The 1,022-nt window shown below is 56.2% G+C and carries 1 protein-coding gene; it reads left to right on the forward strand.

The genetic code is table 11. The annotated features are described in order from the left end of the window. Positions 1 to 50: 50 nt before the first annotated feature. The coding region (locus GOB85_RS18800) for an IS701 family transposase (RefSeq protein WP_173578873.1) at positions 51 to 1,022 on the forward strand (972 nt) is incomplete at its 3' end.

Genomic DNA, 1,022 nt, shown 5'->3' on the forward strand with positions numbered 1-1,022 from the left:
CCTAGCACTACAGTTGCATTTTGTGTTGAGTTCTGAATCTATGGGTAACCATGATTCAGGATATGATGAGTGGCGGTGCGTCTGTTGAAGAAATGCTGGAATTATGGGCGCGCTCGCTTCGGTCCGCCAAGGATCGGATGGCGCCGCTGTTCACGCAAAAACGTGTCGTAGATTCAGCCTGTGCTTTTCTTGATATTTTGATTGGCAATGAACCACGCAAGACGGGATGGATGCGAGCGGAAGCCGCAGGAGATCCTGGTCCATGGCGGCAGCAGGCGCTTCTGGGGCGCGGGCACTGGGATGCCGATGCCCTTCGTGATGTCGTCAGGGATTATGTGATCGAGCATCTGGGCACTGAAGAGGGCGTGCTGGTCATTGATGAGACCGGTTTTCTGAAGAAGGGTCAGGCGTCCTGCGGTGTGGGGCGGCAGTATACGGGATCTGCCGGCAAGATCACGAACTGCCAGATTGGTGTGTTTGGCGCTTATGTTTCGGAACGGGGGCATGCCTTTATTGACCGCGCCCTGTATCTTCCAAAAGACTGGACATCAAAGCCTGAGCGCCTGAAGCAGGCCCACGTTCCCGATGAGGTGGTGTTTGCAACCAAACCGGCGTTAGCCTCGATGATGATTGAGCGGAGTATTGAGGCCGGTGTGCCCTTCCGCTGGGTTGCGGCAGACAGCGTGTATGGCGTCGGCGATGTGGAACGCACGCTTCGCCGGGCAGGAATTGGATATGTTCTTGGGGTCAAGGGCAATCACTGGTTCGGATCATGGGCAACGGAACCGCTGATTGCCGGAGAGGCGAAAGATATTGCAGCAGGACTGCCAGACCAGGCCTGGCGTCGTCTGTCAGCGGGGCACGGCACAAAAGGTGAGCGACTTTATGACTGGGCGTATCTCCCGCTTGCTGATCTGGATGCTGAAGAATTTGACTGCCCTATAGCCGGATCATGGACACGTGGCCTGTTGATCCGCCGGAACATCGCCGATGGAGACCTTGCCTGTTTTACGACATGGTGT

Origin of the sequence: Acetobacter fallax, from assembly GCF_011516735.1 — a bacterium.
GTDB lineage: Bacteria > Pseudomonadota > Alphaproteobacteria > Acetobacterales > Acetobacteraceae > Acetobacter > Acetobacter fallax.